The organism is Enterobacter sp. JS8-1, assembly GCF_049187015.1.
GTDB classification, from domain to species: Bacteria; Pseudomonadota; Gammaproteobacteria; order Enterobacterales; family Enterobacteriaceae; genus Enterobacter; species Enterobacter mori.
This window is the reverse complement of sequence record NZ_CP185805.1, coordinates 1,112,738-1,127,039: the sequence shown is the minus strand read 5'-3', so window position 1 is coordinate 1,127,039 and position 14,302 is coordinate 1,112,738. Positions and strand designations below refer to the sequence as shown.

Here is a 14,302-nt window from a genome sequence, read left to right as displayed (position 1 = left end):
TATCAGGTTTTAATTGTAATTTTTCGTAATAGCGCGGTGAAATCTCGATCAGAGTGGCTTATAGTTAGAGTTATCAGGAACACAGCACCCGTGCGGCTAAGTATGTTGTATCCATCCCGACATGATGTTCGGTGAGTAAGAAATCACTCAGAAGGGGATGCGCTATGGACGAGTACTCGCCAAAAAGGCATGATATCGCGCAGTTGAAATTTCTCTGCGAATCCTTGTACCATGACTGCCTTGCCAATCTTGATGAAAGTAACCATGGCTGGGTGAATGACCCAACGTCTGCGATCAATTTACAGTTGAACGAGCTGATAGAGCATATTGCAACCTTCGCACTTAATTATAAAATTAAGTACAATGAAGATAATAAGCTCATTGAGCAAATTGACGAATACCTGGACGACACCTTTATGTTGTTCAGTAGCTACGGCATTAACGCCCAGGATTTGCAAAAATGGCGTAAATCGGGAAATCGGCTATTCCGCTGCTTCGTCAACGTGAGCAGAGCAAACCCGGTTAGTCTTTCCTGTTAAAATTATTACAATTACTAAGGTGAATTTATGTCTGATAAACCATTAACAAAAGTCGATTATTTGATGCGCTTGCGACGTTGTCAGTCAATAGACACGCTCGAACGTGTCATCGAAAAAAATAAATACGAGCTGTCTGATAATGAACTGGCTGTATTTTATTCAGCCGCTGACCATCGGCTTGCTGAGCTGACCATGAATAAGCTGTATGACAAAATCCCAACGTCCGTATGGAAGTTTGTTCGTTAATCTTTTACGTGTGTCTGTAGAGGTTCTACGTCACATTCTGGTTTGTATACACCTTTCGACTTACGCTCCCTGTGCGAAAGCAGGTCTCCGTGTAAAACGCGCTCATCCGCAACATTGTTGTGACTCTTATCACACAGGTTTTCCGGGAACGTTCCCTTGCTGGCTTATCCCTATTACTCTGCAGTAATGATATCCAGAGAGGTTCCTGAATGAGCACAGAAAAACAGAAGATGATTGCAGGTGAACATTACTGCCCTGGTGATGAGACGTTACGGGGCGATCGACTGCGAGCCCGCCATCTGATTCACCGCTATAACCATACCGCCCCCGACGCGAAAACTGAACGCCAGAACATTCTGGCGGAACTTTTAGGACAAAGCGCAGGCGCGTATATCGAGCCGAGTTTCCGGTGTGACTACGGCTACAACATTTACCTGGGTAAAGAATTTTACGCTAACTTCGATTGCGTGATGCTGGATGTCTGCCCTATTCATATTGGCGACAACTGCATGCTGGCACCGGGTGTACATATCTATACGGCAACTCATCCGCTGGATCCCGATGAACGCAACAGCGGCGTCGAGTTTGGCAAGCCCGTGACCATTGGCAATAACGTCTGGATTGGCGGGCGCGCCGTCATTAATCCTGGCGTCACGCTGGGTGATAATGTGGTGGTGGCTTCCGGCGCGGTTGTGACAAAAGATGTACCGGCCAATGCTGTCGTTGGCGGCAATCCGGCAAAAATCATCAAGATGCTCTAAGATGTCGGGGAGCCAACTGTTATGGTCTTTTAGCGCCTGACTGTTACTTTTTTCAGCCTGGTGGCTCCCCTAAAATAGGCAGATCCCCTGTATTTTCAACAATCATGAAGGCAGAAAATGACCGAGATACAGCGCCTGCTCACCGCCACCATCGACGATCTTAACCACCGCGAAAAGCGCGACAATCGCCCGCGTTTTAGCATTAGCTTCATCCGCAAGCATCCGGGACTGTTTGTCGCCATGTACGCTGCCTGGCTGGCAACGCTTGTGGTGATGCTAACATCCGAAACCCTGGTGGACTCCGTCTGGCTGCTCGTTGTGCTGTTTGTGGTATTTAACGCGTTCTTCTTTTTCGACGTTAATCCCCGCTACCGCTACGAAGATATCGACGTGCTTGATTTCCGGGTCTGCTATAACGGCGAGTGGTACAACACGCGCTTTGTGCCGACAGAATTAATCGACAGCATTTTACACTCCCCTGCTGTGGAGACCGGGCAGAAAGAGAAGCTGCAGAAAATGGTTTCAACCAAAGGCCAGCTCTCTTTCTATGACGTCTTTACGCTTTCCCGTCCTGCTGCTGCGTAATCAGCGTTTGTAGGCGTCGGATACCTGACGCAAACTGAGAAGCAGAGGTATTACCGTACCCCAGTACCAGACCGGTTTGCCCCTGCTTCGGCGTCAGGTAGTACCCGCTTAACGCCGCGGGAGCTAGCTGGAATGCCCTCGCCTGCTGAACAATCGCCTTGTCATTAATCCCGTCAATTGCCACCGTCAGGTGCATGCCGCCCTCCGCCGCCAGCACACGATGCGCGACATGTAGCTCAGCGTTGAGTACGTCGCGCAGCTGCCGGTAGCGTTTCCGATAGAGCCGACGCATGGCGGCAAGATGACGAGCGTAATGGCCCTCTTCAATAAACAGCGCCAGCGTACGCTGTTCCGCACGATGCCCCCCACGCAATAACGCAGCAATGGCCGGACGCGCCGCGTTTGCCAGCGACGGTGGGATGACCATAAAACCGATTCTGAGCGACGGGAACAGCGTTTTACTGAATGTTCCCAAATAAACCACGGGCGCGTTGTTGACCATTCCCAGCATTGCTGGCACCGGCTCTCCGGAATACCGAAACTCGCTGTCGTAGTCGTCCTCGATAATCCAGGCCTTATGCTGGAGCGCCAAAGCCAGCAATGACAAGCGCCGACGCGCGCTCAGCACGCTCCCGTAGGGAAACTGATGTGAAGGCGAAGTAAAGATAAGTGTAGGACGCGCTGCATCTTGCCCTTCCCAGTCCATTCCCTCGTCGTCCACGGGCATGCCTGTCATCGTTAATCCCGATTTCGCAAACGCGCTTTTTGCCCCCGCATAGCCGGGATCTTCAATCCACGCGATATCTCCCGGCTCGCTCAATAGCTGCGTGCAGAGATTCACCCCTTCCAAAGCCCCCTCGGTAATAACAATCTGGCTGGCATCGCAATCAATCCCCCGCGACAGGGCAAGATGGCGGGCAATCGCCTCACGCAATGAGGATTCCCCGGCCGGATCGCCATAGCCAAGCAATGCACTCCCTTCCTCGCGTAAAACGCGATCGTACAAGCGCCGCCAGAGCGGAAGAGGAAAATAATTGATGGCTGGCGTGCCGGGCGTAAAAGCGAGTACCGGCGTCTCCCGCGGCGTCGGCTCTGGCAGTTGCGTCGCCCGCTTAGCCAGCGTGACGGTCGGCTCGGGAAAATCCTGTCGATTTCCGCGCTGCGCCAGTTGCGCCACGCGTGTACCCTGACGACTGCGCAGCAGATACCCTTCAAGCGAGAGTTGCTCAAGCGCCGCATTGACGGTGTTACGGGACACGGAAAGCTGCTGCGCAATCACCCGGGAGCCCGGTAAGCGGCTTTCAGCCTGCAGCCTTCCCTGCAGGACAGCTTCACGCATGGCAAGATACAGCGTGCGCTGCAAGGTCTCTTCACCGCGCTTTTTCAGCGCAGCAGTAATCAGGGTATAAAATTCATCGCCAGGTATATTCATTTTCCCTCTCCGTGGTACCACCAGAACATACCTCACTGGTACTTTTTAAGGAACCAGCATTTATTTACTCTGGGATCACTTACAGCAGAGCGGAAAATAACATGAGCACATTCAATCAGTTTGGACAACCTGTTGGCGATGAACTTATCGACTGGCAACCCCGCCAGCCTCCCTCCCGCGTGCATCCTCATGGCCGCTACTGTCGGCTGGAGCCGCTGCGTGTGGAACATGCCGATGCCCTCTTTTCAGCCTATCTTCTGGCAGAAGATACCCGCAGCTGGACATGGCTGCTGCGTGAACCTGATGCCACCGCAGGCGAATTTGCCGCGTGGGTGGCAAGCGTATGTGAATTACCGGATCCGGTACATTTCACCGTCATTGATAATCAGACTCAGGCACCGGTCGGTACGCTGGCGCTGATGCGTATCGATCCGACAAACGGTGTTATGGAGGTGGGACACGTTCATTTCTCCCCCCTTCTTAGCCGCACGCCGATGTCCACAGAAGCGCAATATCTTCTGATGCAGTATGCGTTCGACGTGCTGGGATACCGCCGCTATGAATGGAAATGTAACAGCCTGAACGAACCTTCCCGCAAGGCGGCGCTCCGTCTGGGATTTCAGTTTGAGGGGCGCTTTCGTCAGGCTCTGGTAACGAAAGGACACAACCGGGATACGGACTGGTTCTCAATCATCGACAGCGAGTGGCCGATGCTGGCGAAAGCGTTTGAAAACTGGCTTGCCACCGACAATTTTACCGTCGATGGCAAACAGATCAGATCCCTGGAAAGTTGGCGTGAAACGCGCGTTTAGCGTCTTTTTTTACGACCCTGAACGGCTTTAAAGCGCGGGTTCGATTTGCAAATGACGTACAAGCGTCCCTTGCGTTTTACGATCTGGCAATCCGGATGACGCTGTTTCGCACTGCGCAGCGAGTTAAGTATCTGCATGGTTAACCCCGCTTCGCATTAAGAAAGCCGCCAAAACGTTTGCGGAAGCGCGCAGCGCTGCCATCCGTCGAGAACGTTTTCTGCTTACCGGTATAAAACGGGTGTGATTTTGAAGAGACTTCGATGGTGATGTACGGATACGTTTCACCGTCGAGCTCAATTTCACGGTCGGTCTTGATGGTCGATCCGACTTTAAAGTATTCGTTGGCACTGGTGTCGTGAAACACCACGGTGCGATAGGCTGGATGGATATCAGGTTTCATCATACGCTCTTCATGTTTTGTTATAACATAACAAAAATAATATCCAGGCTCAGTTGAAAAAACAACCCCTGAAAATTCCCACCCTTCCTCGCAAAACTTCCTTAAAGGTCTGCGACAAAATGAAAATCATGACGCCTGCGTGCTATAACTATATCATTTCGCGGTAAAATCTTTCGCCTCCGACAAGCGACTCTGTGCCCGGAAATGGGCATATGAGAAAGGAAACAGCAGCATGAAAACCCGACATCTGGTCAGCCTGGTCACAGGCATACTGATCATTTCTGTGCTGGTACCGATTTGCCTGAGTATCTGGCTGGCGCATCGCCAGGCGGAGGATAAATTTGTCGATATGCTTGATAGTTACGCCTCCCGCGTGCTGCTTCGTACAGACAGGGTTGTTGATCAGGCAAAAGAAGCGCTGACCCGGCTTCAGGCCTTTGAGGGGCCTCCCTGTAGTTATCTGCATTTACGGGAAATGCGTCGGGTTGCTTTCTCATGGCGTTATGTTCAGGAAGTGATCTACATCGACAGCCTGAAGCCCCTCTGCTCCTCGCTGGAACAAGACAGCGACGCAGCCGCTTTCCCGCCCCCGATGCGTATTACTGCAGATGGTTACAGTGCCTGGCTGACCACGCAAAACGATCTTGGTTTTAACCGCTATATGGCCGCGCTGGGCAAAGGCCATTACCTTGTGCTGATCGATCCAGCCTCGTTGGTGGATGTGATCCCTTTCGGTGAGATCGCAATTGATGCCGCGCTGGTAGGCAGCTCAACACACCTCGTTTTTGCCAGCAGCAACGCGCTTGCTCCTCATATCCGCAACATGATTGTCGATCGGGAAATGACCCGCGTTCAGTACAACGGGTCAATGTATATTATTAAGCCTGTTCCTGAACTGGGGTTTAATATCGTCGCCTGGGCGGCGTTAAAACCGCTGGCTGAAACCTGGCATCGGCAACTTCTTTTCTGGCTACCGTTTGGCGTGTTGATAAGCCTACTTGCCGCGCTTTTTGTTCTGCGTATTCTGCGGCGTATACAATCCCCACGCTACAGGCTGCTTGATGCGATTAATAACCGTGAATTTGTGGTTAACTACCAGCCCATTGTGGCGCTCTGCAGTGGGAAAATTGTCGGTGCAGAGGCGCTTGCCCGCTGGCCTCAGCCTGACGGGAGCTATCTCTCACCGGAAATTTTCGTTCCGCTAGCGGAACAGACGGGCCTTATTTCGCAACTGACGCAGCTAGTCATCGAAAAACTGTTTGAGGATATGGGTCACTGGCTACATCTGCATGGCGATCAGCATATTTCCATTAACCTTGCACCTGCCGATTTACTCTCCGGCAAGTTGCCGCCTCTGCTGAGCCAGTTGCTCAATAAGTGGAAAGTCCATCCCAGGCAGATCGCCCTTGAGTTAACCGAGCGCGGCTTTGCCGATCCTAAAATTAGCGCACCGGCCATCGCGGCATTTCGCCGTTCGGGTCATGCCATCTATATCGATGATTTTGGTACCGGTTATTCCAGTCTGAGCTACCTACAGGATCTGGACGTCGACACGTTAAAGATTGATAAGTCGTTTGTGGACGCGCTGGAGTATAAAAACGTCACCCCGCACATTATTGAAATGGCGAAATCGCTGAATCTGGCCATGGTGGCGGAGGGTATAGAGACCGACGGGCAGCTCCGCTGGCTGCACCTTCACGGGGTGCAGTATGGACAGGGGTGGTACTACAGTAAGGCGCTGCCAAGGGAAGAATTTATTCTCTGGGCGGAAATAAACCTCAAGACACATTCTACTTAAGGTAGGATTTGATCACCTTTAAAACCACGCCAAGATCGGCTTCACGCTGCTCTTCTTCGGGCTCTTTCACCACGTGATCGGTTAAATGGCCCTCGATCACCTGCATCATCATGCCGTTGACCGCCCCGCGGATCGCTGCCAGCTGCTGGAGAACATCGGCGCATTCGTGGTCGCTATTAAGCATTTTTTCCAGCGCGTTGCTCTGCCCCTGAATTTTTTTCAGGCGGGTTAATAACATCTTCTTGTCGCGAACCGTATGTGACATCTCTTCCCCCTAATTTTGACGTTTTAAGCATATCACGCCCTACTCCACCTGAGTATTTTTCTACTGGGGGGTAGTATTAGACTACTGGGGGGGAGTAGTATCAGAGCACAGTTTTTCTCCCGGAATGTTCAATGAACGATTTTGCTTCTCTCCTTCAACAAGGCAACGCCTGGCTGTTTGTGCCCAGCGCTATTTTGCTCGGTGCGCTGCACGGCCTTGAGCCGGGCCACTCAAAAACGATGATGGCCGCTTTTATCGTGGCGATCCGAGGGACGCTTAAGCAGGCGATCCTTCTCGGGCTTGCCGCAACCCTGTCGCACACGGCGGTGGTCTGGATCATTGCGATGGCGGGATTATGGTTTGGTCGGGGCTGGGATGCTCATACGTCTGAGCCCTGGTTCCAGCTGATCTCTGGCGTGTTGATCATTGCGATCGCGCTCTGGATGGTCTGGCGCACCTGGAAAGAGAGCCAGCCGCACGAGCATCATCCTCACCATGCTCACGACCACGACCACGACCACGACCACGACCATCATCATGATCATCACAACCCTGGCCATCAACTGGTTGAAGAAGAGTGGCAAGACGCCCACCAGCGCGCGCATGCCCAGGATATTAACCGTCGTTTCAACGGACAAAACGTCACTACCGGGCAGATCGCCCTGTTTGGCCTGACGGGCGGGCTTATTCCCTGCCCGGCGTCCATCACGGTGCTGCTGATTTGCCTGCAGCTCAAACACTTCGCACTCGGCGCAACGCTGGTGTTCAGCTTCAGTATTGGCCTCGCACTGACACTGGTCGCTTCAGGCGCGATTGCCGCCTTAAGCCTTAAGCACGCGACGAAGCGCTGGCCGGGTTTCAGCGAGTTTTCGCGAAAAGCGCCCTGGATATCTGCGGCACTGATTACCCTCGTCGGGATCGCTATGAGTCTTCACGGGCTGAGCGGAATTTTATCCTGAGCGACGCGGCCACCCGCGGTGGCCGCAACTGGCGCGCTACAGTGCGTTCTGATGCCAGCTAAAGGTGTAGCGAAGCTGACGATGTTGCAGGATGAATTCAGGTGAAACGCTTGGGCTCCAGGAATCATCACCGCCAACGCCCATATGGAATGCATCCAGGTTGAGCCAGCAGCCCGGCTCATCGCACAGTAAGTGCTGATGCGTTGTCTCACGAAGCTGCTGTTGGCTGTGGCGGCTGACGGAGAAATGGAAATTTCCCTGAAGCACATGCGCCCCGCAGACAAGCTCTCGGGTGTCACAGCGCAGACCATTTTCTGTCGGGAAAATGTAGGGGGTCTGCATCGCATCGAGCGGCAAAGTCCAGCGCCCCTGCTGCGCCGCGAGCTTCCTGTCCGGATAGTTCTCGAACGGCCCCAGCCCCAGCCAGCGCACCGTATCCGGTACCTGAGCAAACTGGACGCTCAGGCCTATACGCGCGGGCTCGGGAATATCGGACGCCACCTGCACCTGCACATCGCCATGCAGCACGCCGCAATCGTCAATCCGCCAGACCTTATGGCTCAAAAACAGCGCCTTACCGCGATACTCCCAGACGTGTCGCGTGGTCACGACCACGTCATTGGCATGCGATTCCGCTTCACACATAAGCAGGCGCGCAGACATCTCAATCATTCCGGCCGCTTTCCAGCGTTCAACCCAGGCATTCGGATCGATTTGCGTGGCTTCGCTCACGCCAATGTCATTATCCAGTGGCGCACGGGTAAAGTTATCCGTCAGCGGCGAGCGCAGCGTTTCAACGCCCTTGTTCCACCACTGCGTGAGATTTCCCGAGGCGCGATCGAACCGCCAGCGTTGCTCTCCATGGGTAATGTCCAGCACATCATCCTGCTCTGTGAATACCGGCGGGATCCCGACTGCCCGCGGTGGCGTAACGTACAGCGGTGTCGGTAGCAGCCACTGATCCCACGCGCAGCGATGATTCGCCGGTGACCAGGCTGTTGCCTGCGGCTGGATAACCTCCACATTAAGCCAGACCTCCCCCGGCTCGGCCGTCAGCGTCGGCAGTGTGATTTCCAGACGCTGCTGACCCTGAGGGGGAATGGAAAGCGCAACCTCACCCTGAGCCAGCACCTCCCCGTCGCGGGTAACCGACCATCTCGCCACGTCGTTGTCGGTATGGCGGAACAGGTAATCACTTTTCACCTCAACCACCAGCGGAGAGGTACTCACCCGCGTAAAGGTGAAAAACTGCTGCGCGCGCTGCGCTTCATACAGCGCCGGATGCGGCGTGCGATCCGGGAATACCAGACCATTCAGGCAGAACTGTCGGTCATTCGGTTTATCGCCGAAGTCACCGCCGTAAGCCCAGAAGGGTTTGCCGTTTTCATCTTTCTTCGTCAGCGCCTGGTCGACCCAGTCCCAGACGAACCCACCCTGCAGGCGCGGATGACTGCGAAATGCCTGCCAGTACCTGGCGAACCCGCCAAAGCTGTTGCCCATTGCGTGGGCATATTCACAGAGGATCAGCGGGCGAGTTTCATCCGGCATGCCGATCCATTTTTTGATCGCCCATTTTGGCACCGCCGGGAACGGCTGGTCCTGATCAACACGAGCATACATCGGACAGACAATGTCGGTCGCCGCCGTATTCGCCCCACCGCCTTCGTACTGTACAGGTCGCGTTGGATCGGTAGTTTTCAGCCAGCGGTAAAGCGCATCGTGGTTTGCACCGTGTCCGGACTCATTCCCCAGCGACCAGATGATAATGGACGGATGGTTACGATCGCGCTGCACCATGCGGGTCACGCGTTCACTCATGGCAGGCAGCCAGCGGGGATCGTCAGCAAGACGGCTCATTGGCACCATGCCGTGGGTTTCGATATTGGCCTCGTCCACAACGTACAGACCGTAGCGATCGCAAAGCCTGTACCACAGCGGATGATTCGGATAATGCGAGCAACGGACGGCGTTAAAGTTGTGCTGCTTCATCAGCTCGATATCGCGGCGCATCGTCGCTTCATCCATCGCCTGCCCGTTTTCCGGATGATGCTCATGGCGGTTCACGCCCCGAATCAGCAGCGGTTTACCGTTGAGCTTCAGCAGACCATTGCTGATTTCAACCCGGCGAAAGCCGACGTCGCATGCCTCGACGTCCAGCACATTACCCTGTGCGTCCCTAAGCGCAATTGTCAGCCGGTAAAGTTCAGGCGTTTCCGCACTCCACAGTGCGGGCTCTTTGACGGGGATCGCCACCGCTAACCGCTCCGCCCAACGCCCTCGCTCGTCAACCACCGCAGAGCCGGGGCGTTGCGTGACGCTGGCGCATTTTTCGCCGTTTCGCCACAGGGTGATGGCCACTTCGCAGGCTGAATAGCAGGAGCCGGCCAGCGCGACGTCGACGTTAAGCATTGCGCGGTCGCACTCTGCGTTGAGATCGGTCACAACGTGGTAATCCGCAATCTGCGTCTCAGGCTTATGCAGCAGCGATACGTCACGGAAAATACCGCTCATGCGCCACATATCCTGATCTTCAAGATAGCTCCCGTCGCACCAGCGCAGCACCATAACCGCCAGACGGTTCTGGCCTGAACGCAGCGCTGCCGTGAGATCAAACTCGGCGGGCAGGCGGCTGTCCTGGGAATAGCCAATCCACTGGCCGTTGCACCAGAGATGGAATGCTGAGTTTACCCCGTCGAAGATAATGCGGGTTTGCCCGCCGTGCAGCCAGGCGTCATCCATCTCAAATGTGAGCGAGTAACAACCGGCAGGATTCTCTGTCGGAACGCAGGGCGGATTGACGGGGATCGGATAGGTCACATTGGTGTAGATCGGCGTATCAAAGCCCTGCATCTGCCAGTTCGAAGGAACGGGCATCGCGACGGCATCAGTATAATCCTCTTCTACCCATGCCTGCGTAACCTGTTCTGGTGCAGCAAAAAAGCTAAACTGCCACACCCCGTTGAGAGAACGTTTGTTCGGGGTTGTCACCTCTTCTCTGGCAGAGGCTTCGTCACGCCAGCTGTGAAACGGCGCGTGGGCCGCCAGGCGATTCCACTGCGTCACCCCGGGGTTTTCCCAGTCCCTACGAGCCAGAAGTGCGCTGAGGGTCAGCGATGATGTGTCAGACATAATAACCTCTTTGCGAAGCGCTCACAATTTTAGTCAACATGCCCTGGCAACAGAGAAGGGTAAAGTGTCCGATCCTCACGTAGCGAGCCGGATCACAAAAGATTTATCCCCGCGCGATTTTTTCTGCCAGCAATGCCAGATTTCTCAGTTGATGGGCAAGCTCTTCCCGATCAACCCGATCGGCTGCGCGAGGGGCGCTCGAATGACGCGCGATCAGCGTGACGGGAAGCTGCTCTTGCCAGCATTTTTCACTTCTCGTCGGCGTCAGCAGCCATTCCACGCTGCGCTCGCCCGCCTCACGAAAAGCCTGCCGAACGGTGGTCAGCGGCGGTGAAAACCAGGCGCTGTCAGCCGTGTCATCAAACCCGACAATCGATATCTGGCCCGGTATAGCAATGCCCTTCTCAACGCAGGCGCGCATCACGCCCAGTGCCATTTGATCGTTCGCGACCAGAATGGCGTCAGGTAGTTGCGACCCGGATAAAAGCTGGTGGCCTTTTTCATATCCGGAGGCGGCGCTCCAGTCGCCATGAACCTCGTCAGCGGCTTCAAGACCGGCTTGTGCCAGGGTCGTTTTCCATCCCGTCAGACGCGCACGCGCTGAAACGGAACTCTCTGGTCCACTGAGAAGAGCGATGCGCTGATGCCCCAGAGAAATCAGATGTTCCGCGCCCAGCGCGGCCCCCTGCCCGGCATTAAATACCAGACTGTTGACCTGCGCCGAAGGGGAAACATCGAGGAACAGAACAGGCACAGGCAAAGCCATTTTCTGAAGCTGCTCTGCGTCAGGATCGTCCAGCGGGACATTGACCAGTAAGGCTTCCACACGCTGAGCCAGCAGTTCCTGCACCGCAGCCTGGCATTGCTGAGCATGCTCCACCATTGAAATTAAGACGCTCGCCCCCTGCTCTGCCGCCCGGGATTTTACCGCTGAGACAATTTGCGAGGGCGCATGCAGAGCCAGATCGGTGGTGATCAGCCCCAAGGTGCGGGTCCGTTTCCCCGCCAGCTGCTGTGCGCCCCGATTAGGCACGTAGTGCAGTTCGGCCATCGCCTGCTGCACCTTTTCCCGCGTACGGGTGGAGACGTGCTCCGCGTCATTAATCACGCGGGACACGGTCTGGTAAGACACCCCCGCGAGGAGGGCAACGTCATAGAGTGTGATCGCTTTCATGCAGTCCGGCATCGCTTGATAACAAGCCGCTATTCTGGCACAGCGACGCCATTAAAACATGTGAGCGCTTCGCAAAATTAAACAACCCGCTCTGGCTGAGGAACCGTCTCGATACGCGGCTTTTGACGGAACCACGGCAAACAGAGCTGGATAAGCGGGCCGATGGTCAGGGCGTAAATCACTGTCCCCACACCAAATGAACCGCCAAGCAGGCAACCGATAATCAGGACGGAGACTTCAATGGAGGTGCGCACGCTGCGGATTGACCAGCCTAGCCGGGCGTGGATCCCGGTCATCAGGCCGTCGCGCGGACCTGACCCAAAACCTGCACCGATGTACATCCCGGTTGCTATGGCGTTCGCGACGATCCCGGACACCAGCAGCGCGATGCGGACAGGCAGCGAACTCAACTCAGGGATTAAGGCCATTGAAGCATCTGCCGCCAGCCCAATACAAATAACGTTACTGAGGGTGCCCAGCCCGGGCATCTGACGCAGCGGGATCCACAGCAGAAGCACCGCCGCACCGGTCACAATGATGACCGTACCAATGGTCATCCCCGTTTGTAAGGCCACCCCAAGGTGAAAGACGTCCCACGGATCGACGCCCAGATCCGCACGAATAAACATTGCGGTGGAAAGGCCATAAAGCCCTAAACCGACATAAAGCTGTAGCAGACGACGTACCATTTTTTATCTTCTCCAGTGAACCAGAGTTTTATATTGGGTCAAAATGGCTCTATGATTAATGTCCAGTTTCTAAATAGTGGACTGCATATGTCATCTCGTCGTTTCGGAAGCCAGTCTCTGGCACGCCTTTTAGGCCACTGGCAACAATCCTCGTCGCGTACGCCGCTCTGGCGTCAGCTGGCCGATGCGTTACGTCTGCTTATTCTGGATGGCAGACTGGCGCTGAATACGCGGCTACCGGGTGAGAGAGAATTAGCCAGTACGCTAAACGTCAGCCGCACCACCGTTGGCAGCGCGCTCGCCCATCTGCGGGAAGAGGGTTATCTGGAAAGTCGCCACGGCAGCGGCTCACGCGTGATCCTGCCGGATACCCGCGCGGTACCGACGCTTTCCGCGGCCAGCGCGGCGCTGGATCTGTCCACCGCCGCACTCAACGCCGGGCCCGAAATCCATCAGGCGTATACCCATGCGCTGACGGCGATTACCCAGCACCTTGCGCTGACGGGCTATGACCAGCTCGGGTTGCCCGCGCTGCGGGAAGCCATTGCCGCACGCTATACCGCGCGCGGGCTGCCCACACGGGCAGACGAAGTGATGGTCGTAAATGGTGCCGTCAGCGGCTTTGCGCTGGTATTGCGCATGATGACCGGGCCAGGCGATCGCATCGTCGTCGATCATCCAACCTACCCGCTGGCGATCGCCGCTATTCAGGGGGCACTCTGCCGACCGGTAGGCGTATCACTGCCTGAAAGCGGCTGGGATACCGACGGTTTCGCGGCAACGCTTGCCCAAACGGCCCCGCGCCTGGCCTACCTGATGCCGGATTTTCATAATCCAACGGGACGCTGTATGGACGCTGCAACGCGTCAGACGATAGCCGACATCGCCGCGCGGACTCGTACCACGTTGGTCGTGGACGAAACCATGCTCGATCTCTGGTTTGATGCGCCGCCGCCTCCCCCTCTGGCATCGTTTAATCCTGGTGCGGCGGTGATAACGCTGGGCTCTGCCGGGAAAAGCTTCTGGGGTGGACTACGCCTCGGCTGGATCCGCGCCTCTTCACGCACCATCGCAGCGCTCGCTCAGGCGCGCGATACGCTGGACCTCGGCTCCCCTCTGCTGGAACAGCTGGCAACGCTGTGGCTTATCGAAAACAGCGACACATTTTTGCCCGCTCGCCGGAAAATGCTGGTGGAACGACGGAACAGGTGCGGGGAACTCCTGCGCGAGCATTTCCCGGACTGGACCTTCCGTGAAGCCGAAGGCGGGCTTTCGTACTGGATTGAACTGCCGGGGATGCTGGCAACGCAGCTCGCCGCACGGGCTGAGACGATTGGGATCAACATGGGGACCGGCACGCGATTCGGTCTTTCAGGGGCATTTGATCGCTATTTGCGTATGCCTTTCTCACTTGAACCGGAAGAACTCGAGCAAGCGTTATTGAGAATCAAGCCGTTGTGGCTCGCCCTGAACAACACCACGCCCTCGATTAAACGGAGCCTGGTGTAAAATT

15 protein-coding genes are annotated in these 14,302 nt (G+C 55.5%); 8 read left to right on the top strand and 7 right to left on the bottom strand.

The window, feature by feature from the left end:
• Positions 1 to 164: 164 nt before the first annotated feature.
• From tomB to ACOQH0_RS05240, 4 genes are all read left to right on the top strand, one after another.
• Positions 165 to 539, top strand: a complete 375-nt coding sequence (tomB, locus tag ACOQH0_RS05255) for an Hha toxicity modulator TomB (protein ID WP_008499288.1) — start codon at positions 165 to 167, stop codon at positions 537 to 539.
• A gap of 27 nt (positions 540 to 566) precedes the next feature.
• Entirely contained in the window at positions 567 to 785 is a 219-nt protein-coding gene (locus tag ACOQH0_RS05250; protein WP_010428174.1) for an HHA domain-containing protein, read from the top strand.
• Between the two features lie 209 nt (positions 786 to 994).
• Positions 995 to 1,546 carry a maltose O-acetyltransferase gene (gene maa / locus ACOQH0_RS05245; protein ID WP_010428173.1) on the top strand — a complete coding sequence of 184 codons (552 nt, stop codon included), beginning with the start codon at positions 995 to 997 and terminating at the stop codon, positions 1,544 to 1,546.
• A gap of 117 nt (positions 1,547 to 1,663) precedes the next feature.
• Complete coding sequence (locus ACOQH0_RS05240; RefSeq protein ID WP_042714806.1) at positions 1,664 to 2,131, top strand: YlaC family protein; 468 nt, start codon at positions 1,664 to 1,666, stop codon at positions 2,129 to 2,131.
• On the opposite strand, the gene ACOQH0_RS05235 is transcribed toward ACOQH0_RS05240, so the two are convergent.
• Positions 2,103 to 3,563: a PLP-dependent aminotransferase family protein gene (locus tag ACOQH0_RS05235; protein WP_421511683.1), complete on the bottom strand. Its 1,461-nt coding sequence runs from the start codon at positions 3,561 to 3,563 to the stop codon at positions 2,103 to 2,105. The two genes, ACOQH0_RS05240 and ACOQH0_RS05235, sit on opposite strands and share 29 nt — an antisense overlap.
• 101 nt (positions 3,564 to 3,664) lie before the next feature.
• On the opposite strand from ACOQH0_RS05235, the gene ACOQH0_RS05230 reads away from it, so the two are divergent.
• Positions 3,665 to 4,375 (top strand): GNAT family N-acetyltransferase, encoded by a 711-nt coding sequence (locus ACOQH0_RS05230; protein WP_421511681.1) that lies wholly within the window; start codon positions 3,665 to 3,667, stop codon positions 4,373 to 4,375.
• On the opposite strand, the gene ykgO is transcribed toward ACOQH0_RS05230, so the two are convergent.
• Together ykgO and ACOQH0_RS05220 are read right to left on the bottom strand one after the other, a co-directional pair.
• Complete coding sequence (gene ykgO, locus ACOQH0_RS05225; RefSeq protein ID WP_421511680.1) at positions 4,372 to 4,512, bottom strand: type B 50S ribosomal protein L36; 141 nt, start codon at positions 4,510 to 4,512, stop codon at positions 4,372 to 4,374. The two genes, ACOQH0_RS05230 and ykgO, sit on opposite strands and share 4 nt — an antisense overlap.
• 2 nt (positions 4,513 to 4,514) lie before the next feature.
• Positions 4,515 to 4,775, bottom strand: coding sequence for a type B 50S ribosomal protein L31 (locus ACOQH0_RS05220; RefSeq protein ID WP_010428154.1), 261 nt, complete (start codon positions 4,773 to 4,775; stop codon positions 4,515 to 4,517).
• 232 nt (positions 4,776 to 5,007) lie between these two features.
• On the opposite strand from ACOQH0_RS05220, the gene ACOQH0_RS05215 reads away from it, so the two are divergent.
• Positions 5,008 to 6,573: an EAL domain-containing protein gene (locus ACOQH0_RS05215; RefSeq protein ID WP_421511678.1), complete on the top strand. Its 1,566-nt coding sequence runs from the start codon at positions 5,008 to 5,010 to the stop codon at positions 6,571 to 6,573.
• Here the strand turns inward: ACOQH0_RS05215 and ACOQH0_RS05210 are convergent.
• The gene (locus ACOQH0_RS05210) at positions 6,566 to 6,838 is read right to left on the bottom strand and encodes a metal/formaldehyde-sensitive transcriptional repressor (RefSeq protein WP_010428149.1); all 273 of its coding nucleotides are present in this window, start codon (positions 6,836 to 6,838) and stop codon (positions 6,566 to 6,568) included. The two genes, ACOQH0_RS05215 and ACOQH0_RS05210, sit on opposite strands and share 8 nt — an antisense overlap.
• Before the next feature lie 131 nt (positions 6,839 to 6,969).
• On the opposite strand from ACOQH0_RS05210, the gene ACOQH0_RS05205 reads away from it, so the two are divergent.
• On the top strand, positions 6,970 to 7,797 hold the full coding sequence (locus ACOQH0_RS05205; protein WP_421511677.1) for a nickel/cobalt efflux protein RcnA: 828 nt from the start codon (positions 6,970 to 6,972) through the stop codon (positions 7,795 to 7,797).
• Between the two features lie 36 nt (positions 7,798 to 7,833).
• On the opposite strand, the gene ACOQH0_RS05200 is transcribed toward ACOQH0_RS05205, so the two are convergent.
• The 3 genes from ACOQH0_RS05200 to ACOQH0_RS05190 all read right to left on the bottom strand — a co-directional run bounded on the left by ACOQH0_RS05200 (position 7,834) and on the right by ACOQH0_RS05190 (position 12,789).
• Positions 7,834 to 10,926: a beta-galactosidase gene (locus ACOQH0_RS05200; RefSeq protein ID WP_421511676.1), complete on the bottom strand. Its 3,093-nt coding sequence runs from the start codon at positions 10,924 to 10,926 to the stop codon at positions 7,834 to 7,836.
• Positions 10,927 to 11,029: 103 nt separating this feature from the next.
• On the bottom strand, positions 11,030 to 12,100 hold the full coding sequence (locus ACOQH0_RS05195) for a LacI family DNA-binding transcriptional regulator (RefSeq protein ID WP_421511675.1): 1,071 nt from the start codon (positions 12,098 to 12,100) through the stop codon (positions 11,030 to 11,032).
• Positions 12,101 to 12,177: 77 nt separating this feature from the next.
• The gene (locus tag ACOQH0_RS05190; RefSeq protein ID WP_010428145.1) at positions 12,178 to 12,789 is read right to left on the bottom strand and encodes a YczE/YyaS/YitT family protein; all 612 of its coding nucleotides are present in this window, start codon (positions 12,787 to 12,789) and stop codon (positions 12,178 to 12,180) included.
• Between the two features lie 87 nt (positions 12,790 to 12,876).
• Between ACOQH0_RS05190 and ACOQH0_RS05185 the strand changes: the two genes are divergently transcribed.
• Positions 12,877 to 14,298: a PLP-dependent aminotransferase family protein gene (locus tag ACOQH0_RS05185; RefSeq protein WP_421511674.1), complete on the top strand. Its 1,422-nt coding sequence runs from the start codon at positions 12,877 to 12,879 to the stop codon at positions 14,296 to 14,298.
• Positions 14,299 to 14,302 lie beyond the last annotated feature (4 nt).

Bases quoted from the DNA above. Each gene is read 5' to 3' on its own strand.
- tomB (WP_008499288.1), top strand. From the start codon at position 165: ATGGACGAGTACTCGCCAAAAAGGCATGATATCGCGCAGTTGAAATTT.
- ACOQH0_RS05250 (WP_010428174.1), top strand. From the start codon at position 567: ATGTCTGATAAACCATTAACAAAAGTCGATTATTTGATGCGCTTGCGA.
- maa (WP_010428173.1), top strand. From the start codon at position 995: ATGAGCACAGAAAAACAGAAGATGATTGCAGGTGAACATTACTGCCCT.
- ACOQH0_RS05240 (WP_042714806.1), top strand. From the start codon at position 1,664: ATGACCGAGATACAGCGCCTGCTCACCGCCACCATCGACGATCTTAAC.
- ACOQH0_RS05235 (WP_421511683.1), bottom strand. From the start codon at position 3,563: ATGAATATACCTGGCGATGAATTTTATACCCTGATTACTGCTGCGCTG.
- ACOQH0_RS05230 (WP_421511681.1), top strand. From the start codon at position 3,665: ATGAGCACATTCAATCAGTTTGGACAACCTGTTGGCGATGAACTTATC.
- ykgO (WP_421511680.1), bottom strand. From the start codon at position 4,512: ATGCAGATACTTAACTCGCTGCGCAGTGCGAAACAGCGTCATCCGGAT.
- ACOQH0_RS05220 (WP_010428154.1), bottom strand. From the start codon at position 4,775: ATGAAACCTGATATCCATCCAGCCTATCGCACCGTGGTGTTTCACGAC.
- ACOQH0_RS05215 (WP_421511678.1), top strand. From the start codon at position 5,008: ATGAAAACCCGACATCTGGTCAGCCTGGTCACAGGCATACTGATCATT.
- ACOQH0_RS05210 (WP_010428149.1), bottom strand. From the start codon at position 6,838: ATGTCACATACGGTTCGCGACAAGAAGATGTTATTAACCCGCCTGAAA.
- ACOQH0_RS05205 (WP_421511677.1), top strand. From the start codon at position 6,970: ATGAACGATTTTGCTTCTCTCCTTCAACAAGGCAACGCCTGGCTGTTT.
- ACOQH0_RS05200 (WP_421511676.1), bottom strand. From the start codon at position 10,926: ATGTCTGACACATCATCGCTGACCCTCAGCGCACTTCTGGCTCGTAGG.
- ACOQH0_RS05195 (WP_421511675.1), bottom strand. From the start codon at position 12,100: ATGAAAGCGATCACACTCTATGACGTTGCCCTCCTCGCGGGGGTGTCT.
- ACOQH0_RS05190 (WP_010428145.1), bottom strand. From the start codon at position 12,789: ATGGTACGTCGTCTGCTACAGCTTTATGTCGGTTTAGGGCTTTATGGC.
- ACOQH0_RS05185 (WP_421511674.1), top strand. From the start codon at position 12,877: ATGTCATCTCGTCGTTTCGGAAGCCAGTCTCTGGCACGCCTTTTAGGC.